The following is a 24,880-nucleotide window of genomic DNA, read 5'->3' as shown; positions in this document are numbered from 1 at the left end:
CCGACGTGACAGCGCCGCCGGGGTCAGGCTCGCGCCAGCCGGAACTGGCCGACAGCCCGGTGCAGCATGTCGGCCTGGTCTTCCAGCGACGCCGCCGCGGCCGCCGCCTCTTCCACCAATGCCGCGTTCTGCTGCGCCATCTGGTCCATCTGCGACACCGCCTGGTTGACCTGCTCGATGCCGCCGGTCTGCTCTTCGGTGGCGGCCCGCATCTCGCCCATCAGGTCGGTCACGCGCTTGACCGCTTCCACGATCTCGTCCATTGCCTTGCCGGCGCTTTCCACCAGCACCGCGCCGTCTTCCACGCGCTGCGCCGAGTCGCCGATCAGCGCCTTGATCTCCTTGGCGGCGGTGGCGCTGCGCTGCGCCAGCGTGCGCACCTCGCCGGCCACCACGGCGAAGCCGCGGCCCTGCTCGCCGGCACGCGCGGCTTCCACCGCCGCGTTCAGCGCCAGGATGTTGGTCTGGAAGGCAATGCCCTCGATCACGCCGATGATGTCGACCACCTTGCCCGAGGCCTGCTTGATCTCGCCCATGGTGCCGACCACCTGGTTGACGATGGTGCCGCCGCGCACGGCGATGTCGGAGGCACCCTCGGCCAGGCGGCTGGCCTGGCGCGCGTTGTCGGCGCTCTGGCGCACGGTGCTGGTGAGCTGCTCCATGCTCGCGGCGGTTTCCTGCAGCGAGGCGGCCTGCTCTTCGCTGCGGCGCGACAGGTCGGCATTGCCCGCGGCGATCTGCTTGGCCGCGCCGGCGATCGAATCGGCCGAGCCGCGGATGCTGCCGATCGCGCCCGTCAGGCGCGCCTGCATGCGCTGCATCGCGAACAGCACGCTGTGCTCGTCGCCGGGGCGCACTTCGACATGGCCGGCGAGGTCGCCCTCGGCAATGCGGCCGGCGATCTGCGCGGTGGTGGCCGGCTCGCCGCCGAGCTGGCGGTGCAGGCTGGCGGAGACGCGCACCATCACCAGCGACATCAGCGCGCCGACCGCCAGCAGCAGGCCCAGCGCCTTCCACAGCTCGGTGCGGAACGCCGCCTCGATGTCATCCAGGTACAGCCCGGCGATGAAGTTCCAGTCCCAGGGGCGGAAGTTGGCCACGTAGCTCAGCTTCGGCTGCGGCGCCTCGGCGCCCGGCTTGGGCCAGAGGTATTCGACGAAGCCCTTGCCGGCGCCCTTGCCGATCTCGGCGATGTCGCGGAACAGGTAGACGCCGTTGGGATCCTTCATCCCCTCCATCGCCTTGCCGTTCATCTCAGGCTTGAAGGGGTGCATCAGCACCACGGTGTCGGAACGCATCAGCGTGAAGTAGCCGTCGGCGCCGAAGCGCATCGCGCGCACGCGCTCGATGGCCTGCTGCTTCGCCTCGTCGGCGGGCAGCTTGCCCGTCCTGGCCAGCGCCTCGTACTCGGCCACCACCGAGACCGCGGTGTCGGTGACGTGGGCCAGGTCGAGCCGGCGCTCATCCATGCGCAGCGTGCGTATGTGCCAGGCGTTCCACAGCGTGATGCCGAGCAGGCAGACCCAGCTCAGCACCAGCGGCAGCAGCAGTTTTTTCTTCAGGCTCAGGTTGTCCAGCATGCTTTTCACTCCTCCTTCAGCGCATTGCGCATTGCTCATCGGTGACACGCGTCTGCGGCGTCATTCATGGTTGACGCCTGTCGAGGCATGCGTGTGCGTCAGCGGGCTAACGGCGGGGCGGGAAACTAACTTGATTGGGGTAATACCGTCCATGCTGAGCGTATGGTTGATTGGTTTTAACAATTGCGAAACGTAAGTGATGTAAATGGCCCTTACATTCGCCGATGGCGTGCGCAACGTGATTCGGGCAGCTCTTGTCACACCGTAGCCCCCTGAAATCCGGCAGAATCTGCGCGTTGTACCCACGCAACCCTTCTCCTTACGCCTGCCCCCCGCACGAATGGCCACCCTGCCAAGCCCCTCTGAAGACAGCCGCCGCCATGACGGCCCGCTTGCCGTGTTCCTGGTATTCCTGCGGCTGGGGCTGACTTCGTTCGGCGGGCCCGTCGCGCACCTGGCGTTTTTCCGCGAGGAACTGGTGCGGCGCCGGCAGTGGCTGAGCGAGGCCGCCTATGCCGACGTGGTCGCGTTGTGCCAGTGCCTGCCCGGCCCGGCCAGCAGCCAGACCGGGATCGCACTGGGGCTGTCGCGCGCGGGGTACGCCGGCGCGCTCGCCGCATGGGTGGGTTTCACGCTGCCGTCGGCGCTGCTGATGATCCTGTTCGCGCTGGGCGTCTCGCACTACGGCATGGCCGCGGCACCTGGGGTGCTGCACGGGCTCAAGCTGGTCGCGGTGGCAGTGGTGGCGCAGGCGGTGTGGGGCATGGCGCGCACGCTGTGCCGTGGCCCGGTGCGTATCGCCATCATGGTTGCCGCCACAGGCGCGGTGCTGGCGCTGCCGGGATCGTGGACGCAGTTGGCGGTGATGGCCGTTGCGGCGCTGGCGGGCGCCTTGCTGCTGCGGCCAGCGCTGGCCGGTACGCATGAGCCGCTCAGACTGCCGGTCAGCCATCGTGCCGGCGCGCTGCTGCTGGTGGCGTTCGCTTTGCTGCTGGCGGGTCTGCCGGTGCTGGTGCAGTTGAGCGCCGATCCCGCCGTGCGCCTGTTCGACGCCTTCTACCGCGCCGGCGCGCTGGTCTTCGGCGGCGGCCACGTGGTGCTGCCGCTGCTGGACGCCGAAGTGGTGGCGCCCGGTTGGGTCGGCAAGGAAACCTTCCTCGCCGGCTATGGCGTGGCCCAGGCCATGCCCGGCCCGCTGTTTACGTTCGCCGCCTTCCTGGGCGCCTCATCGCAGTTGCCGCCGACCGGCTGGGCTGGCGGGCTGCTGTGCACGGCGGCAATCTTCCTGCCCGGCGCGCTGCTGGTGGTCGGCACGCTGCCTTACTGGGAAAGCCTGCGCCGCAACCGCCGGGCGCAGGCGGCGCTGGCCGGCGTCAACGCGGCCGTGGTCGGGCTGCTGCTGGCGGCGCTGTGGCAGCCGGTGTGGGTCAGCGCGGTGCGCGGGCCGCTTGATGTCGTGCTGGTCGCGCTGGCGCTGGTGGCGTTGATGGTGTGGAAGCTGCCGCCCTGGCTGGTGGTGCTGGCCAGCGGCGTGGCGGGGTGGGCGGCAGGAATGTGGCTATAACGGCGCTGCGAGGCGTGGCGCCGCCTGGAGACCTGGGCGCGTGAATGCTGCTGCTGCTGCTTGACCCTTGTAATGCGCCGTAACCTGCCGCGCCGTGGAACCGTTTGCGCATTCAAATGCGAACGATTATCCTTCACTCCGGCGTTCGTTATTGTGATGACAATGGCACAACCTCCGCGTCCTGTGCGCAAGGTGACGCTCCAGCTTCCCAGGATCCCAGCAGGGCCGGCCGCCGGCTCGACCGGGCCACCCGCTTACCACCGCAATGACCGAAACCCAGCCAGCCTCCGGCCAGCAGCGCCGCGCGTTCTGGCTCAAGCACCTTCACCAGTGGCACTGGATCAGTTCCGCGATCTGCCTGATCGGGATGATGCTGTTTGCCGTGACCGGTTTCACGCTCAACCACGCATCGCAGATCGAGGCAAGGCCCGCGGTCGAGACGCGCCACGCCACCGCGCCCGCCGCGCTGCTCGACACGCTGCGCGCGCAGGAGCCCGCCGGCGAAGGCAAGTCCCGCGATCGCAAGGCACCGGTGCCCGAAGCGCTGGCCGACTGGCTGGTGCAGGCGCTCGATGTCGATGCCGGCGGACGTGAGGCCGAATGGTCGGCCGACGAAATCTACGTGGCGCTGCCGCGCCCGGGTGGCGATGCCTGGGTCAGCCTTGAGCTCGACAGCGGCGAAGCCCAGTACGAGAAAACCACGCGCGGGGCGATCTCCTACCTGAACGACCTGCACAAGGGCCGCAACACCGGCCAGGCATGGAGCCTGTTCCTCGATGTGTTCGCGTTCGCATGCCTGGTCTTCAGCGTCACCGGCCTGTTCTTGCTCAAGCTGCATGCGGGCGGACGCCTGGCGACCTGGCCGCTGGTCGGCCTGGGGCTGGTGGTGCCGCTGCTGCTGGCGGTGTTGTTCATTCACTGAGCATGGCATTCACCAGATCGCCGGCATCCCAAACGATTTTCCTGCTGCATCTCACTGACGAGGTTTCCCTGAATATGCGCCGACTGCTCTCCGTCACCCTGACCGGCATGGCCACGGTCCCGTTCGCGGGCCCCGCGCTGGCCGCCGACCTGAACGTCAAGGTGGAAATCCCGCGACTCAACGTGGCCGAGTACCACAAGCCCTATGTGGCGATGTGGGTCGAGCGCGCCGACCAGAGCCCGGTGCAGACCCTGGCGGTCTGGTACGACGGCAAGCTCAAGGAAAACGAGGGCACCAAGTGGCTCAAGGACATGCGCCAGTGGTGGCGCAAGGCCGGCCGCGACCTGAACATGCCGGCCGACGGCATCTCGGGTGCGACCCGCGCTCCGGGCGAGCACACGGCCAGCTTCCGCGACGGCAAGAATCCGCTGGGCAAGCTGCCGGCCGGCGACTACCAGCTGGTGGTGGAAGCCGCGCGTGAAGTCGGCGGGCGCGAACTGGTGCGCGTGCCGTTCACCTGGCCGCCGCAATCCGCACAGACCGCCCGCGCCAAGGGTGACCATGAACTCGGCGGTGTCACCGTCGAACTGAAGCCGTAATCCTTTCCGGAGCCTGACGATGAAACCCACCGCCAACCTGTTTGCCTTCCTGTCCCCCGCTCGTTCCCGCATGGCTAGCCGCGTGGCCGTGCTCGCCCTGGCCGCGCTGGCGCCGCTGGCCGCGCACGCGCACCGCCAGTGGCTGCTGCCGTCGGCCACCGTGCTGTCGGGCAATGACCCGTGGGTGACCGTGGACGCCGCCGTTTCCAACGACCTGTTCTACTTCGAGCATGTGCCGCTGCGCCTCGATCACCTGCAGGTGACCGCACCCGACGGCAGCGCCGTCAAGGCCGAGAACGCCGCCACCGGCAAGTACCGCAGCACCTTCGACCTGCATCTGACGCAGCCGGGCACCTACCGCGTGGCGGTGGTCAACCAGGGCCTGTTTGCCAGTTACAAACTCGACGGCCAGGCCAAGCGCTGGCGCGGCTCGGCCGAGAACTTCGCCAAGGAAGTCCCGGCCAATGCCCAGGACCTGACGGTGACGCAGGCCGAAGGCCGCGTCGAGTCCTTCATCACCGCCGGCAAGCCCAGCGACAAGGGCCTGCGCACCACCGGCCGCGGCCTGGAACTGGCGCCGATCACGCACCCCAATGACCTCGTCGCCGGCGACACCGCCAGCTTCCGCCTGCTGCTCGACGGCAAGCCGGCCGCCAACCTGAAGGTCGAGGTGGTGCCGGGCGGCATCCGCTATCGCGACAAGCTGCAGGAGTTCAGCGCCACCACCGACGCCGACGGCAAGTTCAGCGTCAAGTGGCCGGCGCCGGGCATGTACTGGATGGAAGCCGAGGTGCGCGACGACAAGGCCACCTTCAAGCAGGCCAAGTCGCGCCGCGCCACCTACGCGGTGACGGTGGAAGTGCTGCCGCAGTAAGCCGCAGTAAGCCGCAGTCAGCATTCCGCTGCGTTGAACCGCATCCTGGTCCCCGTTGCGCTGCTAGCGCCCCCGGTGCCGCCCGCGCACGATGCGCGGCAGCACCGCTGGAGGGGCGAGAGCATGGGCACGACCTGGTCGGTCGTGGCCATGCTGCCGCCTGCGGCGGATGCCGACGCCATCGGCGCGGGCATCGTCGCCGTGCTCGACGGCGTGATCGCGCAGATGAGCAACTGGGAAGCGGGCTCCAATATCAGCCGCTTCAACCGCGCCGCGCCGGGCAGCTGGCACGACCTGCCGCCCGATTGTTTCGCTGTCCTGCAATGCGCGCTGCAGGTGGCGCGCGACAGCGGCGGTGCCTATGACCCGAGCGCCGGGCCGCTGGTCGACCTGTGGGGCTTCGGCCCGGCACCGCGGCGCAGCGCGCCGCCGTCGCCAGATGCCGTGCAGGCGGCACGCGGCCGCTGCGGCTGGTCGCGCATCGAACTCGACGCCGACGCGCGGCGCGCGCGCCAGCCCGGCGGCGTGTCGCTGGATTTCTGCGCCATCGCCAAGGGCTTTGCTGTTGACGCGGTGGCGCGCTACCTCGACATGCAGGGTTTGGCCCACCACCTGACCGAGATCGGCGGCGAACTACGCGGCCATGGCGTCAAGCTTGACGGCATGCCCTGGTGGGTCGCACTGGAAAAGCCGCCGGGTCTCGCCAGCGACGAACAGGAAAAACAGGACGGGCAGACCCTGGTGGCGCTGCACGGCCTGTCCGTCGCCACCTCCGGCGACTACCGCCGCTACTTCGACCGCGACGGCCGGCGCTATGCGCATACCATCGACCCGCGCACCGGCTACCCGGCCAGCCACGCGCTGGCGTCGGTCACGGTGATCCACCCGCAGTGCATGCTGGCCGATGCGCTGTCCACCGCGCTGACCGTGCTCGGCCTGGAAGCCGGCATGGCGCATGCGCGCCGCCACGGCATTGCCGCGCGTTTCCTGGTGCGTACGCCGGGCGGCTTCGACGAACATCTTTCCCCGGCTTTTGCCGCGATGCTGGCATGAGCCGCTTCACCTTTTCACCCGTTGTTTCACCGTTTGCCGGCGCCAGCTGGCTGGCCCTGGCCGGCGGCGTGGCGTTGTCGCTGCTGGGACCGTCGCGCAGCGCCATCGCCGCCGGCGTGGTGGCCGCCTATGCCGGCTTCTGCGGCTCGGTGCTGGCGCACCACCGCCAGCGGCGCGCGCGCGTGACGGCACTGGCCAATGCCACGGACACTACGGACGGCGCCACGCTGGTCGCCTATGCCAGCCAGACCGGGTTTGCCGAGCAGCTCGCGCTGCAGACCGCGACCGCGCTGCAGGGCGCCGGCATGCCGGTGCAATTGCTGTCGCTGGCCGAGATCGATGCCGGCCGGCTGGCCGCGTGCCGGCAGGCGCTGTTCGTGGTCAGCACCACCGGCGAAGGCGACGCGCCCGACAGCGCGTCCGGGTTTGCGCGTCGGCTGCTGGCTGGCCGCGCGGACGGCCTGCGCGAGTTGCGCTACGGCATCCTGGCGCTTGGCGACAGCAGCTATGCGCGTTTCTGTGCCTTTGGCCATTCGCTCGACCACTGGCTGCAGCACCATCGCGCGCAGCCGCTGTTCGACCTGATCGAGGTCGACAACGGCGATGCCGGCGCGCTGCGCCACTGGCAGAACCACCTGTCGGCGCTTAGCGGCGGCGCGGAGATCGCCGACTGGGAGCGCCCGCGCTACGGCAACTGGGTGCTGGCGCAGCGCCACCACCTGAATCCCGGCAGCCAGGGCGCTCCGGCGTTCCATCTGGTGCTGGCGCCGCAGGACCGCGACGCGCTCGACTGGCAGCCGGGCGACATCGCCGAGGTCGGTCCGTGCCATGCGCCGGCCGAGGTCGCGCGGCTGCTGGCCCGGCTCGCGCTGGACGGTGCCACGCCGGTGCGTTGCGACGCCCGCGACCTGACGCTGGCCGAAGCGCTGGCCACGCGCATGCCGCTGCCCGACGCCCATTTTGCCGCGATGCAGGGCGTGCCGGCGCAGCAGCTGGTCGATGCGCTGTCGCCGCTGCCGCACCGCGAGTATTCGATCGCATCGCTGCCGCAGGACGGCAAGCTTGATCTGCTGGTGCGGCAGGCGTGCCGCGACGACGGCCGCCTGGGGCTGGCCTCCGGTTGGCTGACCGAGCATGCGGCCGTGGGCGCGCACATCGCCCTGCGCGTTCGCGCCAACCGCAGCTTCCACCCGCCCGCTGACGACCGGCCGCTGATCCTGGTCGGCAACGGCACCGGCCTGGCCGGCCTGCGCGCGCACCTGAAGGCACGTGCCGTTGCGGGTCGGCGCCGCAACTGGCTGCTGTTCGGCGAGCGTTCGTCGCAGCACGACGCCTTTTTTGCCGACGAACTGGCCGCCTGGCAGGCCAACGGCACGCTGCAGCGCGTCGACCATGCCTGGTCGCGCGACGGCGGGGCACCGCACTATGTGCAAGACGCGCTGCGCGCCCAGGCGCCGCTGGTGCGCGAGTGGGTGGAGGAAGGCGCGGCCATCTATGTCTGCGGCAGCCTGCAAGGCATGGCCAGCGGCGTCAACGACGCGCTCACGGAAATCCTCGGCGAATCCGCGCTGCGCCAGCTTGCCGACGACGGCCGCTACCGGCGCGACGTCTACTAATTGCGCCAGGCGCCGTGCGGAGATCGGCCGCGCGGCTCGCGCCCCGGCCCCGCATGCACTATCTTCGGTGTGGACTGCAAAGCATTTGCAGCAAACATAAAACCGAGGAGACCTGATGCGACGCACCCCGTGCCGCCTTGCCGCTGCGCTGGCTTTGGTTGCCACCACCATCGCCACCACCATTCCCGCCGCCCTGGCCGAGGCACCCACGCGCGCCGACCGCCTGGCCGTATCCGGCCTGGAAAAACCCGCGACGGTGCTGGTCGACCGCTGGGGCGTGCCGCACATCTACGCCGGCACACTCTATGACGCTTTCTACGTGCAGGGCTTCATGGCCGCGCGCGACCGCCTGTGGCAGATCGACCTGTGGCGCAAGCGCGGCCTCGGCGAGATGGCAAAGGACTTCGGTCCCGCCTACGCCGACGGCGACCGCATGGCACGCGCGGTGCTGTTCCGCGGCGACATGTACCGCGAGTGGCTGGCCTACGGCTCCGACGCCAAGCGCGTCGCCGAGGCCTTCGTCGCCGGCGTGAACGCCTACGTGGCACTGACCGAGCAGAAGCCGGAACTGCTTCCGCCCGAGTTCCGCAAGCTCAACTACAAGCCCGCGCGCTGGCAGGCCGAGGATATCGTGCGCATCCGCCACCACGGCCTGACGCTGAACTTTACCGGCGAGATCGATCGCGCCCGCCTGTTCTGCGAAGCCAAGGCCGATGCCGTGCGCGCCGACTGGATCCGGCGCGAGCTCGACCCACCGGTCGAGCCCAGGCTCAGCGCCGGCCTCGACCCCTGTACGGTGCCGGCCGCCGAACTGCGCCGCGCCTACGAACTGGCTACCGCCGCGGCGCGTTTCCCCAAGGAGGCATGGAGCGGCGCGCAGTCCGCCAGCATCCCGCTCGACCAGCCGCTCGACCAGCTCTATGCACTGGTCGATCCCAACAGCGACACCGGTCGCAGCCTCGGCTCCAACAACTGGGTCATCGGCGGCAAGCGCACCACCACCGGCCGGCCGATCCTGGCCAACGACCCGCACCGCTCGCATGGCACGCCCAGCCTGCGCTACATCAGCCACCTGAACGCACCCGGCATGTCGGTGATCGGCGCGGGCGAGCCGTTCCTGCCGGGCATCTCGATCGGGCACAACGGCACGATCGCGTTCGGCCTGACGCGCTTCTACATGGACCAGGAAGACCTCTACGGCTATGAACTGAACCCGGCCAACCCGCGCGAGTACAAGTACAAGGGCCGCTGGGAGCCAATGGAGACCGTCACCGAGGAGATCGTCGTCAAGGGCGAGTCCGCGCCGCGCAGGGTCTCCCTCGACTTCACCCGCCACGGCCCCGTGCTGCACGCCGATGCCGCGCGCGCCTGGGTGCTGCGCGCCGCGTGGCTCGACTACGGCATGGCGCCGTACTTCGGCTCGATGGACTACATGCGCGCCCGCAACTGGGACCAGTTCCGCGCCGCCATGAACCGCTGGGGCGCGCCCGGCGAAAACCAGGTCTATGCCGACACCGGCGGCAATATCGGCTGGATTCCCGGCGGCCTGACCGTCAAGCGTCCCAACTGGGACGGGCTGACGCCGGTGCCGGGCGACGGCCGCTATGAATGGGCCGGCTACCGCAACATGGACGAGCTGCCGTGGGCCTACAACCCGACGCCGGGCTATATCGTCACCGCCAACGAGAACAACATCCCGCCCGAGCATCCGGCGGCGAAGCTGGGCGTGGGCTACGAATGGAGCGACAGTTCGCGCGCGCGGCGCCTCAAGGCGGTGGTGGGCGCCAATCCGCGCAGCTCGGTGCAGGACTCGATGGCGTGGCAGAACGACACAGTGTCGCTGCCGGCGCAGCGCGTGGTGGCGCTGCTGCGCGACGTCCGCAGCGATGATGCGCAACTGGCGCGCGGGCTTGATCTGCTGCGCGGCTGGGACGGCAACGAGCGCGCCGACAGCGCCGCGGCGGCGTTGTTCGAGGTCTGGTTCAGCAAGCACCTGCGTCCGGCGGTGGTGCGCGCGGCATTGCCCGCAGATGCTGCCCGGCTGGTCGGCGCCGGCGATGCGGCGCGCGTGGTCGCGGTGCTGGAGCAGCCCGATCCGTGGATGCCGGTGGCGCGGCGCAACGCGGTGATGCTCGAATCCCTGAAGGCCGCGATGGCGGAGGTGGAAGGCAAGCTCGGCCCGGACCCGCGCGGCTGGCAATGGGGCAAGCTGCACACCGCGGTGTTCACGCATCCGATGGACCCGATCCTGAACGACGCCGAGCGGCATCAGTTCAACGTCAACGCCGGCCCGATCGGCGGCTCGGCCTTTACGCCGATGAACACCAGCTACCGCAACAACGATTTCCGGCTGACCGCGGGGGCATCGTTCCGCATGGTGCTGGATGTGGGCAACTGGGATGGCTCGCGCGTGATCAACACGCCGGGGCAGTCGGGGAATCCGGCCAGCGCGCATTACCGGGACCTGGCGCCGTTGTGGGCGAAGGGGGAGTATTTCCCGCTGGTTTATACGCGCAAGGCGGTGGAGAAGGCGAGCAGGGAGAGGTTGGAGCTGGTGCCGCAGTGAGAACCTTCAGCCGGCTTCAACCGGCGCATCGCAAGCTTGGCCGGTTTCCGCAAGCTACCACCGCCGGCAAACGCTCCCCTCTCCCGCGAAGTGGGAGAGGGGCGGGGGAGAGGGCAGGAGCATCCACGAAGTCAAGCGCCTCAGCATTTCACCGCCCGCCCTCTCCCCCGGCCCCTCCCGCAAGCGGGCGAGGGGAGCAAACCGGCAGCGGTGTGAATTTGGTGGGCCTTACTTCAACAACCCCAACACCGCTTCCGCCCCCGCCTCCGACGACGCCGGGTTCTGCCCAGTCACCAGCCTTCCGGCCACCGCAACGTGGCTGGCCCAGTCGTCCCCGCGCGTAAACCGCCCGCCGCTGGCCTTAAGCACATCCTCCACCAGGAACGGCACCACCTCGGTCAACTGCACCGCCGCTTCTTCGCTGTTGGTAAAGCCGGTGACTTCCTTGCCCTTCACCAGCGGCTGCCCGTCCGCGCCCTTGACGTGACGCAGCACTCCCGGTGCATGGCACACGGCGCCCACCGGCTTGCCGAGCCGGTCAAACTGCTCGATCAGCGCGATCGAACGCTTGTCTTCCGCCAGGTCCCACAGCGGGCCATGGCCGCCGGGATAAAACACTGCGTCGAAGTCGTCGGCCTTGACCTGGTCCAGCGTCTGCGTGCTGGCCAGCGCCCGCTGCGCGGCGGCATCGGTGCGGAAGCGGCGGGTCGCATCGGTCTGCGCATCCGGATCGTCGCTCTTGGGATCGATCGGCGGCTGGCCGCCCTTGGGCGAAGCCAGCGTGATGTCGGCGCCTGCATCCTTGAAGACGTAGTAGGGCGCGGCGAATTCTTCCAACCAGAAGCCGGTCTTCTTGCCCGTATTGCCAAGCTGGTCGTGCGAGGTCAGCACCATCAGGATTTTCATGTTCGTTCTCCGGTTTGCGTCCACGGTCGGCCGGGGCAGCCCCGGCATTGGCAACATCCTACGCAGATGGCTATGATTCGAAAACTTCGAATCTTCGATTCCTGCCATCCAAAAAATGAATATCGGCAGCAAGGACCTGAACCTGCTCTACGTCTTCCATGTGCTCTACCAGGAAGGCAGCGCCTCGCGCGCGGCGGCGCGCATGGCGCTGAGCCAGCCGGCGCTGAGCCACAAGCTGAACCGGCTGCGCGACGAACTGGGCGATCCGCTGTTCGTGCGCGCGCCGCGCGGCCTGACGCCGACGCCGCGCGCGCATGAGCTGGCACCGCAGGTGCAGCGGCTCGTGGCGGAACTGGATGCTTTCTACGACGCCTGCGATGGGCGCGATTTCCTTGCGCGCAGCGAGGCCGTCCATCTCTACACCACCGACTACATGGAGCAACTGCTGCTGCCCGCGCTGTTGCCGCGGCTGCGGCGCGACGCGCCCGGGCTGGTCGTGGTTACGCACAATACCCGCGGCGAGCTGCCGCGGGAGGAACTGGAAAAGGGCACATGCGACCTGGCGATCGCGGGCTTCTACGAGAACCTGCCGGATACCTTCCACCAGCAGCGGCTGTGCAGCGAAGACTTCGTCGTGCTGGCATCGAAGTCCAACCCGCACCTGGCGCGTGGCCTCGATCTCGATGCGTTCCTGGCCTGCGAGCACCTGCTGACGACGCTGACCGGCGACCTCAACGGCGTGGTCGACCGCGCGCTGGCGGCGCAGGGACGAAAGCGCAGGGTGGTGGCGGGGCTGTCGAGCTTCCTGGCGCCGAGCCGGCTGGTGCGCGGCACGGCCTTGCTGCTGACCTGCCTGCGGTCGGTGGCGGAAGAGGCGGTCGCGCGCGACCCGGACCTGTTGCTGCTGCCGGTGCCGTTTGCCTTGCCGAGAGTGGAGATGATGCAGATCTGGCATGCGCGCACCGACGCCGACCGGATGCGGCGCTGGCTACGCCAGCAGATCCAGGAAGTGGCCGGCTCGTTGCAGCCGCAGCCACAGCCGCCGCGCAGGCCGGCTGTACGCAAGCCGGCCCGGCCAGCGGTCAGGCGCGGTTGACCACCGGCACCAGCGCGCCTTGCACCGCACGCGCGGCGTCGGAGGCGAGGAACAGGATGACGTCGGCCATTGCGTCCAGGCTGACCCAGCGCGAGGTGTCGGCATCCGGCATGGCCTGGCGGTTCTCGGGCGTGTCGAGAATGCTGGGCAGCACCGCGTTGACGCGGATGCCCTGGTCGCGCAGCTCGGCCGACATCGATTCGGTGACACGCGCCAGCGCGTCCTTCGACGCGCAGTAGGCGCCCATCTGCGCCAGTCCGCGCGCCGCCGAATTGGCGCCCACGTTGACGATGGCGCCGCCGCCGGCGGACAGCATGTGCGGCACCACCGCGCGCGCCATGTTCAGCACCGTGCCCACGTTCATGTCGAACAGTCGGTTCCAGTCGGCCGCGCTGGTCTCGTGGATGCCCGTGCCCATGGCGAAGCCGCCGGCCAGGTTGCACACAACGTCGATGCGCCCGCACGCCTGCACGGCTTCGCCGATGGCCTTGCCGAGGCTGTCCGCATCGAGCAGGTCGGCCTGCAGCGCCAGATGGCCGCTGCCGACTTCCGGCAGCGGTGCGGCATGGCAGTCCAGCAGCACCACGCGCGCGCCGGCCTGCGCGAAGGCGTGCGCGACCGCGCGCCCCAGGTTGCCGCCTGCGCCGGTGACCAGTACGTTCTTGTCGTTGAAGTTCATTTGCGTCTCTCCTGCGCCGTGGCGGCGCGCATTGTCGTGATCAGGCTTCGCCCGGCCTTTTTTCTTTTCTAACCATCGTGGCCGGCAGCGAAAAACGCAAGCCAGTCTACGCAACGGCACGCAACATAAGCTTGCGAAAACGCCTCGGGGTTACCCTCGAAACGCACAGGAAGTTGCGCGCGGGATTTACCGCGGGAATTACTGTTTACGCCGTGCCGGGGTCTTCGCGGGCACAACGCCTGAAGCCGTCGCTTCCTTCGCCGCGGCTTGCTCCAGGAACTGCACCAGCAGTTGTGCCGCGGGCGACAGCAGCGAGAAGTCGCGGCAGCAGATCGCAAAGCGCCGCCGCGCCCAGTCGTTGCGCAGCGGGATGACGCGCAGGCCAAAGGCCGTGGCGACGAGCGTGGCGATCTCTGCCGGGATGATGACGATGCCGAGTTCCGCGCGCACGCAGCGCAGCGCGGCGTCGAAGGTCGACACCACCGCCCTATGCGCCATGCGGCGGCCCAGGATCGCGGCATAGCGCGTCAGCATGATCTGCACCGCAGTCTGCGCCGGCATGGCGATCTGGTCGTAGTCCAGCGTGTCCTCGAACAGGCAGGTATCCGCCCGCGCCAGCGGATGCCCCGCATGGACCACGGCGGCGAGGTGGTCGGTGCGGTAGGGGCGGGTCTGGAAGCCTTCCAGGTCTGCCGCGTCCCAGCAAATGCCCAGCGGAGCCGTGCCGTCGCGCAGCGCGCGTACCACTTCGCTGCTCAGGCTCTCCTCGATTGTCACGCGCACGTCGCGGTGCGCCGGCAACTGCATGAAGGCGGCGATATCGTCCGGCAACGATTCCGCCATCGTCGACACCGTGGCGAGCAGCCGCACCTGCCCGCGCACGCCGGAGCCATAGTCGGCCATGTCGCGCGTCACGCGATCGGCCGCGGCGAGCATCGCGCGCGCATGCGCCAGCACGATCTCGCCGGCGGGCGTGGGGATGACGCCGCGGCGGCGGCGTTCCAGCAGCGTGGCGCCGACGGTCTCTTCCAGTTGCGCCAGGCGCTTGCTGATGGCGGAAGCCACGATGTGTTCCTGCTCGCCCGCGCGCGCCATGTTGCGGGTTTCGCAGACGGCGACGAACAGGCGCAGCGTGGTGAGGTCAAGGTCTCGCATAACGGTTGGGGGCGGCGTTTCCGAATGGGAATGTTACGCGCGCTATGGGACCAATGACATCGCATCCGGGAAATCCCGCGGCGGAAGCGGGCGGCGCATCGGTGACTTTCCGATTCGGCATGTTTGGCTGCACCAATCACCGCTTCAGCTTGCCAACAGAAACTCATAGAGTTGTTCCGTCGTCCCCGCCGAGGGACGCCTCAGTCCCAGAGAACCATGACCCACCCCTTCCCCAGCCACGCCGTGATCCGCGAAGTCGGTCTGCGCGACGGCCTGCAAAGCATCCGCACCATCCTGCCCACCGCCAGCAAGCTCGCGTGGATCCGCGGCGCACACGCCGCCGGCCTGCGCGAAGTGGAAGTCGGTTCGTTCGTTCCCGCGCGCCTGTTGCCGCAATTGGCCGATACCGCCGAGCTGGTCGCGTTCGCGCGCACGCTGCCCGGTATGTTCACGTCGGTGCTGGTGCCCAACCTGCGCGGCGCGCAGGACGCGCTGGCATGTGGCGCCGACCTGATGATCGTGCCGCTGTCGGCCAGCCATGCGCACAGCCTTGCCAACCTGCGCAGGACGCCCGATGAGGTGGTCGCCGAAGTGGCGCGCATCCGCGCCGCGCGCGATGCCAGCGGCGCGAAGACGCTGATCGAAGGCGGCGTCGGCACGGCATTCGGCTGCACGCTGCAGGGCCATGTCGATGCCGATGAGGTGCTGCGGCTGATGCAGGCACTGCTCGACGCCGGCGCCGACCGCGTCAGCCTGGCCGATACCGTCGGCTATGCCGATCCGGCGATGGTGCGCGAGCTGTTTGCGCGCGCCATCGCCATCGCCGGCGATCGCTTCTGGTGCGGTCATTTCCACGACACGCGCGGGCTCGGGCTGGCCAACGTCTATGCCGCGCTCGAAGCCGGCGTGACCCGCTTCGACGCCTGCCTGGCCGGTATCGGCGGTTGCCCGCATGCGCCCGGCGCCAGCGGCAACGTGGCCACCGAAGACCTTGCCTACCTGCTCGGCAGCATGGGCATCGATACCGGCATCGATATCGGGCGCCTGCTGGCGCTGCGTGAAGACGTGGCCGGCTGGCTGCGCGACGAAACCCTGCATGGCACGCTGTGGCGCGCCGGCCTGCCCAAGACCTTCGCGGCCCCGCGCGCCGCGGCCACTGCCTGAGAACGAACATGCATCAAGACAGCAACAGCAACAGCCTGCCGCTCGCCGGCGTCCGCGTGGTCGAATTCACGCACATGGTGATGGGCCCCACCTGCGGCATGATCCTGGCCGACCTGGGCGCCGAAGTGATCAAGGTCGAGCCGCCCGGCGGCGACAAGACGCGCAACCTGCCGGGCCTGGGCATCGGCTTCTTCCGCGCCTTCAACCGCAACAAGAAAAGCGTGGTGCTCGACATCACCACCGACGAAGGCCGCGCTGCCGCCGCCGAACTGGCGGGCCAGAGCGACATCCTGCTGGAGAACTTCCGTCCCGGCCTGATGCAGAAGCTGGGGCTGGACTACGCCACGCTGTCGCGCGACTACCCGCACCTGATCTATGTCTCGCACAAGGGCTTCCTGCCCGGTCCGTACGAGAACCGGCTGGCGCTGGATGAAGTGGTGCAGATGATGGGCGGCCTGTCCTACATGACCGGCCCGAGCGGCCGGCCGCTGCGCGCCGGCACCTCGGTCAACGACATCATGGGCGGCATGTTCGGCGCGATCGGCGTGCTGGCCGCGCTGCGCGAGCGCGATCGCACGGGCAAGGGGCAGGAGATCCAGAGTGCGCTGTTCGAGAACTGCGTGTTCCTGGCCTCGCAGCACATGCAGCAGTACGCGATGACCGGCGAGCCGCCGCCGCCGATGCCGTCGCGCGTGTCGGCATGGAGCGTGTATGACGTCTTCACGCTGGCGCAAGACGAGCAGCTCTTTATCGGCGCGGTCAGCGACAAGCAGTTCGTCACGCTGTGCCACGTGCTGGAACATCCGGAATGGATCGACAAGCCGGAGTACGCCAGCAACACCTCGCGCGTCGCCGTGCGGCCGCAACTGCTGGAAGAACTGGGCGCGATCCTGCGCCACCATCGTTCCGCAGAACTCGCGCCGAAGCTCGAAGCGGCCGGCATTCCCTATGCGCCGATCGTGCGCCCGGACCAGCTGCTCGACGATCCGCACCTGCTCGCCAGCGGCGGACTGGTGCCGATGCAGGCCGACGACGGCTCGACCACGCCCACCGTGCTGCTGCCGCTGCTGATGGGCGGCCGCCGTCCCGGCGTGCGCAGTCCGCTGCCCAAGGCCGGCGAGCACAACGAAGAGATCCTGGCGCAGCTCGGCAAGGGCCGCGGCTGAAGCGCCTGACCGGCAAGCCGCGATACAGCGGCGCCAACAAAGCCCTACGATAACGAATCGGAGACAAAGCATGCAACGTCGCACCCTGCTCAAGTCCGTGCTGGCACTTTCCGCCACGGTCGCCGCCACCCTCGCCGCTCCCGGCTTCGAAGCGCTCGCACAGGGCGCATCGGGAAAACCCGTGCGCCTGATCCTGCCGATCAGCGCTGGCTCCGGCGTCGACACCATCGCTCGCGCCGCGGGCCCGGCGCTGGGCAAGGCATTCGGCCAGCCGGTGGTGATCGAGAACCTGCCCGGTGCGGGCGGCATCACCGGCGCCGCAGCCGTGGTCAAGGCACAGCCCGACGGCAGCACGCTGGGACTGGTGTCGAACAACCACGTGATCAACCCCAGCGTGTTCCGCGCGATGCCGTTCGACGCGATCAAGGACGTTACGCCAATCAGCCTGATCGGCACCACGCCGCTGGTGCTGGTGGTCAACCCCAAGGTGCCGGCGAAGAACGTGAAAGAGCTGGTGGCGCTGCTCAAGGCCAAGCCCGATAGCTACAACTACGCCTCGTCGGGCAACGGCACCATCATCCACCTTGCCGGCGAGATGTTCCTGGACGAAGCGGGCGTCACGGCGCGCCATGTGCCATACAAGGGCACCGGCCCGATGGTCAACGACCTGCTTGCCGGGCAGGTGGAAATGGGCGTGGTCGCGCTCAACGCGGTAGCGCCGCACCTGAAGGCGGGCACGCTGCGCGCGATCGGCCTGTGCGGCGACCAGCGCACGCCCGCCGCGCCGGACATTGCCACGATCGCCGAACAGGGTTTGCCGCGCTACAACGTCGCGGGCTGGTTCGCTCTCATCGGCCCCGCCGGCATGCCGGCGGCGGAAGTCAAGCGCGCGCACGATGCCTTTGCCAAGGCCTTCACGTCGCCCGAAGTGCTGGAAGCGATGAAGAAGCAGGGCACGGTGATCGAGCCCGGCACGCCTGAGGCCGCTGCCGCGTTCTTCCGCAGCGAAGCCGCGCGCTACGCCGCGTTGGTGAAGAAGGCCAACGTCAAGGTCGAATAGGCCGGCAGGCTTTCCCGCTGCCGCAGGTGCGGCGGACGACGCGCTCCTCTGAGCGGCTGCGACAGCGGGCAGGACCAGTGTCGTGTCAGACGCTTGACACGGCGCGATCGAAATGATAATAAGTCGCATTCACTCGAATCGCACCGTTTCCGCTTCCGCGTTCTCCACAATGCCGTCCCCATCTTTGCGCGCGTTGGGCCTGTTCGCCTATTACGAGGAACTGGTCGATACCTGGACGCGCCGTCTCAGGGACCGGCACCAGGCGGAAGATCTCACGCAAGATGCCATGCTGCGCATGCTGGAGACCAGCACGGTGCCACAGCAACCGCGTGCCTACCTGCATCAGACAGCCCGTAATATCGCCATCGACGGCTTTCGCCAGCAGGGCGGACGCGAGTCCGTGACGCTCGATGTTCTCGAGACGCTTCCGGCAATATCGGGAGACCCGGTGGCGAACCTTCACGCTGTGCAACTTGCGGGCCGCATCGAGCAAGCTCTGGCCGAACTGCCGCTGAAATGCCGGCAGGTTTTTGTCTGGCAGCGCCTCGATGGTTGCTCGCAACAGGAAATTGCGGACCGCCTCGATATTTCCAAGAACATGGTCGAAAAGTACATGATCCGCGCGATGCGGCACTTGCGCGAGCGTGTGGGATCGCTTGACCAGCACTAATTTTCTGCCGCACATGAGCACACCCGACGATCCGCGAGCCGCGGCAGAGCGCTGGTTCGCACGGGCACAGGACGCTGGCTTCCGTCCCGAGGAGCAGCGGGCATTGGACGACTGGCTCGCCGCGTCCCCGCGGCACCGATCTGAATTCAAGGCGCTGGAACGCCTCTGGCAAGCGGCGGGTATGGTGGATCCGGCGCGCCTCCGGGCGCTGGCCGAGCCGGTATCCGATTCCGTTCCTGGCATCGCCGCCGCCGGCGGACACGTGCGGCGCCGCTGGCGGACGGCGGCGGCAGGAGCGGCCTGCGCAGTCGCCGTCGGAGCGGGCTGGCTGCTTTGGGCAGGCGGCTCAATGCCCGACGCCCGCTTCGCCCCGACCATGGCGGCCGCGAAAGGGCACTATGCCGCAAGCTTTGCAACCATCGCGGGCGAACGCCGCATATTAAGCCTGCCCGACGGTTCTCGCGTTGAGTTGAATACCCGCAGTCGCGTGTCGGTGCAATACAGCGAGGGCTCACGCCTGGTCGAACTGCTGGAGGGCGAGGCCATGTTCGAGGTGGCGCCCGACGCTGCATGGCCATTCGTGGTAGTTGCCGGGGCAGGACGGGTTACCGTTACCGGAACCCGCTTTGACGTGCGGCGCGATGCGGTCGGTGGTGCTGCCGTAGCCGTTTACGTCGAGTCCGGCTCGGTGAAGGTCCAGGGAGCGCGCGTGAATGCCAGCGTCCCGTTGACGGCGGGGCTGGGCACCACGGTCACGAACGACGGCGCCGTGGCCCCTGCGGCGCCCATCAGCCTCTCCTCGGCACTTGCGTGGCGTGAAGGCAAACTCGTATTTCAAGACGCGCCGCTGGAAGAGGTGGCCGCAGAAGTGTCGCGCTATCGCCGCGAACCGGTCCGCGTGGCAGGCAGCGCGACTGGCCGCTTGCGCGTGAGCAGCGTGCTAAGGACGGATGACACCGACGCACTGCTTTCCGCGCTGCCACAGTTCCTGCCGGTTGGCGTGCGCACGCTGCCGGACGGCAGTACGGTGATCTTCGCGCAATAGTCCGGCACGGCAATTTGCAAAATTAGTCGTTTCGATTCAGGTTTTCGCTCCGGGTTTCGTCTTATCCCCGACACGCGCGGCCCGCGCCGCGCATGTCGCCGTGCTGATACCTTCCGACGCAACCCGAAACTGACTGCCGTGAATCCGTCTCGTCCAAACGCCCCGGCGCGCCGCCGACCTTCCGACTATCGCGACGCCGCCATGCGGCCGTCCATGCTGGCCTGGCGCCGCGGCTGCATGGCCGCCGCCGCTGTTGTCACCGTGGCTCTTGCCGGTGCCCTGCCGGCGATGGCGCAGCCCGCCGATGCGCTGACCGCCCGCCCCGTTGCCGTGGACATCCGTGCGCAGCCGCTTGGCGAAGCCCTGGTGCAGCTTGGCAGGCAGACCTCGCTGCAGCTCTTCTTTGCGCCTTCGCTGGTGGCCGGCAAGCAGGCGCCCGCCGTACGCGGCAATATGGCGCCCGAGGCGGCCCTCGAGGCGCTGCTCAAAGGGAGCGGCATCCGCTACCAGCGACAAGACGGCAAGGGATATGTTTTGCAACCGGCGGCCCGGCAGCACGCCCTGGACGCCGCGGTCACGCCGGCGTCCGCCGACGCGTCGGCCCATAGCCCGGCCGGCATGGATGCCACGGCCATGCTGGCGCCGGTGGAAGTCACGGCGTCGCGCGTGTCCAGCGATCTGGTTCGCCCGACTCGCCAGGCAACCGTGATCGAGCGCGCGGAACTTGAAGAACTGAAGACTGGCTCCGACAGCCTCGCTACCGTGCTCGCCAAAGTCGTGCCGGGGATGGCCGATTCCAGCCACACCATTACGGACTTCGGCCAAACCCTGCGCGGCCGCGGCATGCTGGTGCTGGTCGACGGCGTGCCGCTCAATACCAACCGCGATTCGTCGCGAAATCTCGCCAACATCGATCCGGCGCTGGTGGAACGCGTGGAAGTGTTGAGGGGAAGCAATGCGATTTATGGCGGCGGCGCTACCGGGGGCATCGTGTCGATTACGACGCGCCCCGCCGGCGGACCGCCGCAGGCGGACACCACGGTGTCGTTCGGCACGCCGCTCACGCGGCTGCGGGCCGATGGCCTGAATGGCAGCGTTCAGCAACATTTCGCTGGCAGTGAGGGCATTGTTGACTACGCCTTTGATGCAGGCGTGCGCCATACCGGCAATTCGTATGATGCGAAGGGGCAGCGGATCGCGCCAGAGCCCAGCCAGGGCGACATGTTTCAGTCCAATGCCTACAACATCGGGGGCAAGCTGGGCCTGCGCTTCGCCCCGGATCAACGTGTGCAGCTCGCAGTGAGCCATTACGATGCCATTCAGGACACCAAGTTCGCTTCCGATCCGAGCGTGGCGAAACTTCCGGCCGGCAGCGTGCCAGCGCGCGACATCGGCGGGCTGCAACTCGATGACCAGAACCGGATTCGCAACACGCTGGTAAACCTGGAATACGAGCATCGCGACCTGCTCGGCAGCATGCTCTCGGCACAGTTCTACTATCGGGATTACTTCGCCCGTTTCACGCCATTCGATGCGCGTGCCGTCTCGACGCGTGGTGGCAATGTCGACCAGGCCACGCAGAATTCAGAGGTATTTGGTAGCCGGCTGACCATCAAGACGCCGCTGACAAGCGACCGGCGTACCAGGCTGGTATGGGGCATGGACTTCGAGCAGGAGCGCAGCGACATGCCGATCGACATCTTCGATCCGGCCGCCTACGACGCGAGCGGCGGGCGCGTGTTCAGGAAGACAGGAACGCTCACCTATATGCCCCCGATTACCACGCGCAGCCTGGGCGGCTTTGGCCAGCTTCAGCACAAGTTCAATGAGCGCTGGTCGGCCGAGGGAGGCCTTCGCTACCAGTACGCTCGCGCCAGCTTTGACGACTTCGTCCCGCTTTCCCAGTCGCGACTGGCGGTGCCGGCGACAGTCAAGGGCGGATCGGTGGACTACAGCGCGCTGCTGGGTAACATCGGCATCGCTTTTCGGCCGGTGAAGCAGCATGAATTCTATGCCGCATTCAGCCAGGGTTTCAACCTGCCGGACATCGGCTTGCAGGTGCGCAATGCCAGGGCCGGCTTCAATATCGGCTCGTCGGATCTGCAACCGGTCAAGACCAACAATTACGAAATGGGCTGGCGCGGCGCCTTTGATAACACGCTGGCGTCGTTTGCACTCTTCTACACGACCTCGGACCTGGGCGACGTCCAGAGCTTCAATAACGGACTGATTCTCACCAGAACCGCCGAGCGCATCTACGGGGCGGAGGCCGCCGTCGACTACCTCTCCGATAACGAGCAATGGGGTGCCGGCGGCACGTTCACGTGGATGCGCGGGCGCGAGACGCCGCAGGGCAGCAGCAGCCAGCAGATGAGTGGGTACCGCATCCCGCCTCTGAAGCTGACGGGGTACGTGCAGTACCGCCCCGTGCCTGCCTGGAACAACCGGCTGCAAGCGACCTTCTTCGCCGGTCACGATTACAGGCTCAACGGCGTGAACAGTTTTGGCCGGCGTGACGTGAGCAGCTACACAACGCTCGATTTCATCAGCAGCTACAAGCTTGGTAAAAAGGACACTGTCACGGTTGGTATCCAAAACCTGCTGAACCGCTACTATTACCCCCTTTACAGCCAGCTCCTGCGCAATAGCAACAATACCAGCCACTTGCCGGCGGCGGGCATTACCCTGACGGCGACGTACCAGCATCGCTGGTAAGCAGCGCCTAGAATGTCCTGTATCCCTCGATGCAGGAGTACGACGATGCTAGCCAAGCCCGTCAGGATCCCCGGCCCCGACCATCCCATCACCATCACGCCGACGCCGGGCCGCGTGGTGGTCAAGGTGGCGGGCCGCGTTGTCGCCGACAGCACCGCGGCGCTGACGTTGCAGGAAGCCAGCTACGCGCCGGTGCAGTACCTCCCGCGCGCCGATGTCGACATGGCGCAGCTTGCGCGCAGCGATCACGCCACCTACTGCCCCTACAAGGGCGACTGCAGCTACTTCTCCATCCCGGCCGCCGGCGAGCGCGGGCGCAATGCGGTGTGGAGTTACGAGACGCCTTACGATGCGGTCGCCGCGATTGCGTCGCACGTGGCCTTCTACCCGGATCGCGTCGACAGCATCGACATCAGCGGTGCGGGGGCCTGAATGTGCCGGCGGCGTCAGGGTGACAGCGCCGCGTCGATCATTGCCACGGCGAGCCCCGTCAGCAACGCCAGTGCGGAAGCGATAAACCACCGCACGGTCTTGCGGTATTCCTCGACCGCATCGTCCTCGATGCGCAGCGCGCGGAACAGCGCGACGATCTGCAGCGATACCGCCGCCAGCAGCGAGATCGCGGCGAACACCGCGCGCACGTTCCAGTGGCCCGGGCTTTCGAAGCCCCAGAAGCGCCAGAAGGCCAGCGAGAAGCCCAACAGCACCGTGATGGCGGTGATGATGCCCTGGCGGTAGCCGCTGGGCACCATCGGCGGCGCGGGCTTCGGTGGAGCAGCGGGTTCGGCGGGATATTCCACCGGGCGCCTCAGCCGCGGCCATCCGGCAGTTGCACCGCGGCCAGCATGGCGTCGCCAGTGCCGATGACCCGGCTGACGTGCCCCTTGCCCGTGGTGTCTTCCAGCAGCAGCGCGCTGCCTGCCGGCAGCGGCCGGCGCTCGCCATCGCTGGCTTCGAACTCCATCGCACCGGCCAGCATGAAGATCCACATGCGGATCGGTGACGGGTGCAGCGCCCCGAGCCAGCCCGCCGGCACCAGCAGGAAGCCCTGCCGCGAGGCTTCGGCCAGCGGCGATACCCAGAAGGCCCGCGCCGGCGGGGCAAACAGCCTTTGCGTGATGGCTACGGAAACGGGACCGAAGTGGGATTCGCCGTCGGCATCGGCATAAAGACGCTCGAAGACCAGCGGCGGACGCTGCGTTGTGACGGTTTCGGCAGTGGCGGCCATGACACCTCCCTGCGGCGCATTGCAAGCGCGGGTTGTTATCCAGGCAGTCTAGGCTGTCATGCGCCGAGTGCAATACCGGGCCGCCGGAGCCGGCGCTTCAGTCAACCCTTGCTGAAGATGCTGTAGAAGTCGGGCGCGCCGCTGTCGGGCATGCTCAGGTCGAGCGAGGCTTCGATGTGCTCTAGGTGCTCCGCCATCAGTGCGCTCGCACGCGCGGCATCCCGTTGCTCGATGGCGTCGATCAGCTGGCGGTGCTCGTGCTCGGCGCAGGCGGGCGCGCCGGGCCGGTCGTACAGCGTGATGATCAGGCAGGTGAGCGAGACCATCTCGCGGATCAGCTTTTCCAGGATCGCATTGCCGGCCATCTCGGCCAGCAGGATATGGAATTCGCCGGACAGCCGGATCATCGCGGCGCGGTCGCCACGGGCGCGTGCGTTGTCCTCTTCCATGGCATGGCGGCGCAGGCTGCGAACCTTGGCCGGCGTGGCGCCAAGCGCCAACTCGGCGGCCAGCGCGGGCTCGACCACGCGGCGGGCCTGGAAAACCTCGCGCGCCTCGTCCACCGTGGGGCTCGACACGAAGGCGCCGCGGTTGGGCACCAGCGTGACCAGCTTTTCATGCGCCAGGCGGGCGAACACCTGCCGGATACGCGCACGGCTGGCGCCGGTGACTTCGCACAGGCGTTCTTCCACCAGCTTGGTGCCGGCCAGCAGGCGGTGCTCCATGATCGCGGTCAGCAGGCCAAGGTAGATGGCCTCGGTGGCGGAGGCCTCGCCGGCGGCGGAGTCGTTGCCGGCGGGTTCCTCCGGGGTGGCCGGCGGGGCGGCCTTGGGTGCGGCTTTGGGTGCGGGCCGGCGCGGCGTTTTTGCCGCCGCGCCGGGCGCCGCCTTCTTCGATTTGGTTGCCATATCGGGGTACGGACAGTCGGGGTGTCGCCGGAAGTGGCGACGAAACACGGCTATATCGTACACAAATATGGCGACGGGGACGGCGCGGGTCAGGCCGTGGCGGCTTCCCTCGCAGCGCTGGCGGCTGCAGAGCCAGTCGTCGCGGGACGGAACGGATGCACCTGCGCCCAGTGCCGCGCGATGTCGACACGGCGGCAGATCCACACCTTGTCATGGTCCTGCACATAGTCGAGGAAGCGCTGCAGCGCGCGGAAGCGGCCAGGGCGGCCGAGCAGCCGGCAGTGCATGCCGATCGACAGCATCTTGGGGCTGTC

The 24,880-nt window shown here is 68.2% G+C and carries 22 protein-coding genes and 1 pseudogene; 15 read left to right on the top strand and 8 right to left on the bottom strand.

The annotated features are described in order from the left end of the window. Positions 1–23: 23 nt before the first annotated feature. A complete protein-coding gene (locus ACIP1U_RS17500) occupies positions 24–1,580 on the bottom strand; it encodes a methyl-accepting chemotaxis protein (protein ID WP_400317071.1) in 1,557 nt (518 codons plus the stop codon). A 340-nt stretch (positions 1,581–1,920) separates the two neighbouring features. On the opposite strand from ACIP1U_RS17500, the gene chrA reads away from it, so the two are divergent. From chrA to ACIP1U_RS17465, 7 genes are all read left to right on the top strand, one after another. Then, the gene (chrA, locus tag ACIP1U_RS17495) at positions 1,921–3,144 is read left to right on the top strand and encodes a chromate efflux transporter (RefSeq protein ID WP_400317069.1); all 1,224 of its coding nucleotides are present in this window, start codon (positions 1,921–1,923) and stop codon (positions 3,142–3,144) included. 265 nt (positions 3,145–3,409) lie between these two features. Continuing rightward, positions 3,410–4,066, top strand: a complete 657-nt coding sequence (locus ACIP1U_RS17490) for a PepSY-associated TM helix domain-containing protein (protein ID WP_400317067.1) — start codon at positions 3,410–3,412, stop codon at positions 4,064–4,066. A gap of 74 nt (positions 4,067–4,140) precedes the next feature. Further along, positions 4,141–4,665 (top strand): DUF2271 domain-containing protein, encoded by a 525-nt coding sequence (locus ACIP1U_RS17485; protein WP_400317066.1) that lies wholly within the window; start codon positions 4,141–4,143, stop codon positions 4,663–4,665. A 70-nt stretch (positions 4,666–4,735) separates the two neighbouring features. Then, positions 4,736–5,539: a DUF4198 domain-containing protein gene (locus ACIP1U_RS17480; RefSeq protein WP_400317534.1), complete on the top strand. Its 804-nt coding sequence runs from the start codon at positions 4,736–4,738 to the stop codon at positions 5,537–5,539. 33 nt (positions 5,540–5,572) lie between these two features. Next, positions 5,573–6,592, top strand: a complete 1,020-nt coding sequence (locus ACIP1U_RS17475) for an FAD:protein FMN transferase (protein ID WP_400317064.1) — start codon at positions 5,573–5,575, stop codon at positions 6,590–6,592. Next, positions 6,589–8,208, top strand: coding sequence for a sulfite reductase subunit alpha (locus ACIP1U_RS17470; protein WP_400317062.1), 1,620 nt, complete (start codon positions 6,589–6,591; stop codon positions 8,206–8,208). The genes ACIP1U_RS17475 and ACIP1U_RS17470 overlap by 4 nt, the downstream gene beginning before the upstream one ends. 115 nt (positions 8,209–8,323) lie before the next feature. Beyond that, positions 8,324–10,774, top strand: coding sequence for a penicillin acylase family protein (locus ACIP1U_RS17465; protein ID WP_400317060.1), 2,451 nt, complete (start codon positions 8,324–8,326; stop codon positions 10,772–10,774). A gap of 228 nt (positions 10,775–11,002) precedes the next feature. Here ACIP1U_RS17465 and ACIP1U_RS17460 read toward each other — a convergent pair whose 3' ends face one another. Then, on the bottom strand, positions 11,003–11,680 hold the full coding sequence (locus tag ACIP1U_RS17460; protein ID WP_400317059.1) for a type 1 glutamine amidotransferase domain-containing protein: 678 nt from the start codon (positions 11,678–11,680) through the stop codon (positions 11,003–11,005). A gap of 115 nt (positions 11,681–11,795) precedes the next feature. Between ACIP1U_RS17460 and ACIP1U_RS17455 the strand changes: the two genes are divergently transcribed. Then, the gene (locus ACIP1U_RS17455) at positions 11,796–12,776 is read left to right on the top strand and encodes a LysR family transcriptional regulator (RefSeq protein WP_400317057.1); all 981 of its coding nucleotides are present in this window, start codon (positions 11,796–11,798) and stop codon (positions 12,774–12,776) included. Here ACIP1U_RS17455 and ACIP1U_RS17450 read toward each other — a convergent pair. Further along, complete coding sequence (locus ACIP1U_RS17450; protein WP_400317055.1) at positions 12,763–13,455, bottom strand: SDR family NAD(P)-dependent oxidoreductase; 693 nt, start codon at positions 13,453–13,455, stop codon at positions 12,763–12,765. The genes ACIP1U_RS17455 and ACIP1U_RS17450 overlap by 14 nt on opposite strands. A gap of 198 nt (positions 13,456–13,653) precedes the next feature. Then, on the bottom strand, positions 13,654–14,610 hold the full coding sequence (locus ACIP1U_RS17445; RefSeq protein ID WP_400317053.1) for a LysR family transcriptional regulator: 957 nt from the start codon (positions 14,608–14,610) through the stop codon (positions 13,654–13,656). Positions 14,611–14,826: 216 nt separating this feature from the next. On the opposite strand from ACIP1U_RS17445, the gene ACIP1U_RS17440 reads away from it, so the two are divergent. From ACIP1U_RS17440 to ACIP1U_RS17410, 7 genes are all read left to right on the top strand, one after another. Beyond that, positions 14,827–15,774, top strand: coding sequence for a hydroxymethylglutaryl-CoA lyase (locus ACIP1U_RS17440; protein ID WP_400317051.1), 948 nt, complete (start codon positions 14,827–14,829; stop codon positions 15,772–15,774). A gap of 8 nt (positions 15,775–15,782) precedes the next feature. Beyond that, the gene (locus ACIP1U_RS17435; RefSeq protein ID WP_400317049.1) at positions 15,783–16,940 is read left to right on the top strand and encodes a CaiB/BaiF CoA transferase family protein; all 1,158 of its coding nucleotides are present in this window, start codon (positions 15,783–15,785) and stop codon (positions 16,938–16,940) included. 70 nt (positions 16,941–17,010) lie between these two features. Continuing rightward, complete coding sequence (locus ACIP1U_RS17430; protein ID WP_400317047.1) at positions 17,011–18,000, top strand: Bug family tripartite tricarboxylate transporter substrate binding protein; 990 nt, start codon at positions 17,011–17,013, stop codon at positions 17,998–18,000. A gap of 169 nt (positions 18,001–18,169) precedes the next feature. After that, complete coding sequence (locus tag ACIP1U_RS17425; protein ID WP_400317045.1) at positions 18,170–18,670, top strand: sigma-70 family RNA polymerase sigma factor; 501 nt, start codon at positions 18,170–18,172, stop codon at positions 18,668–18,670. Beyond that, positions 18,657–19,715: a FecR family protein gene (locus tag ACIP1U_RS17420; RefSeq protein WP_400317043.1), complete on the top strand. Its 1,059-nt coding sequence runs from the start codon at positions 18,657–18,659 to the stop codon at positions 19,713–19,715. The genes ACIP1U_RS17425 and ACIP1U_RS17420 overlap by 14 nt, the downstream gene beginning before the upstream one ends. A 213-nt stretch (positions 19,716–19,928) precedes the next feature. Then, the gene (locus ACIP1U_RS17415) at positions 19,929–22,430 is read left to right on the top strand and encodes a TonB-dependent receptor (RefSeq protein ID WP_400317041.1); all 2,502 of its coding nucleotides are present in this window, start codon (positions 19,929–19,931) and stop codon (positions 22,428–22,430) included. A gap of 45 nt (positions 22,431–22,475) precedes the next feature. Then, a complete protein-coding gene (locus tag ACIP1U_RS17410; protein ID WP_400317039.1) occupies positions 22,476–22,862 on the top strand; it encodes a DUF427 domain-containing protein in 387 nt (128 codons plus the stop codon). A gap of 14 nt (positions 22,863–22,876) precedes the next feature. On the opposite strand, the gene ACIP1U_RS17405 is transcribed toward ACIP1U_RS17410, so the two are convergent. The 4 genes and pseudogenes from ACIP1U_RS17405 to ACIP1U_RS17390 form a co-directional block, all read right to left on the bottom strand. Continuing rightward, on the bottom strand, positions 22,877–23,182 hold the full coding sequence (locus ACIP1U_RS17405; RefSeq protein WP_400317531.1) for a hypothetical protein: 306 nt from the start codon (positions 23,180–23,182) through the stop codon (positions 22,877–22,879). A gap of 56 nt (positions 23,183–23,238) precedes the next feature. Next, the gene (locus ACIP1U_RS17400) at positions 23,239–23,658 is read right to left on the bottom strand and encodes a cupin domain-containing protein (RefSeq protein WP_400317037.1); all 420 of its coding nucleotides are present in this window, start codon (positions 23,656–23,658) and stop codon (positions 23,239–23,241) included. A gap of 101 nt (positions 23,659–23,759) precedes the next feature. Beyond that, positions 23,760–24,566 (bottom strand): GntR family transcriptional regulator, encoded by an 807-nt coding sequence (locus tag ACIP1U_RS17395; RefSeq protein ID WP_400317036.1) that lies wholly within the window; start codon positions 24,564–24,566, stop codon positions 23,760–23,762. A gap of 89 nt (positions 24,567–24,655) precedes the next feature. Further along, positions 24,656–24,880, bottom strand: a pseudogene (locus ACIP1U_RS17390) (allantoinase); the annotation flags it as partial.

Origin of the sequence: Cupriavidus sp. NPDC089707 (assembly GCF_044748965.1) — a bacterium.
GTDB lineage: Bacteria > Pseudomonadota > Gammaproteobacteria > Burkholderiales > Burkholderiaceae > Cupriavidus.
Note: the sequence above shows the minus strand (reverse complement) of the source record. Positions and strands in the feature narration are given on the sequence as shown.